Annotated in this window: 1 protein-coding gene; it reads left to right on the forward strand. The window is 54.4% G+C overall.

All coding sequences use genetic code 11. From position 1 onward, the window contains the following. Positions 1-23: 23 nt before the first annotated feature. Positions 24-217, forward strand: a 194-nt coding sequence (locus tag CSQ86_RS09675; protein WP_165773848.1) for an oligosaccharide flippase family protein, incomplete at its 3' end; no start/stop codon positions are given.

The raw sequence follows: 217 nt of genomic DNA on the forward strand, positions 1-217 counted from the left end.
GCATCTAATTTCTTCTATTAAAAATGAGTACTCGTATTCGTTCTTTGAAGTTTAATGCGGTGATGAACATGATTCTCATGTCGTCGTCGTTCATCTTCCCGCTGGTCACGGTGCCCTACGTGTCCCGCGTCCTCAGCCCGTCGGGCATGGGCGCGGTGGCCTTCGCCCAGAGCATCGTCTCCTACTTCTCACTGGCCGCGCTCCTGGGCATCTCCAC

The organism is Bifidobacterium felsineum (assembly GCF_002802915.1).
In the GTDB taxonomy this organism is placed as follows: domain Bacteria; phylum Actinomycetota; class Actinomycetes; order Actinomycetales; family Bifidobacteriaceae; genus Bifidobacterium; species Bifidobacterium felsineum.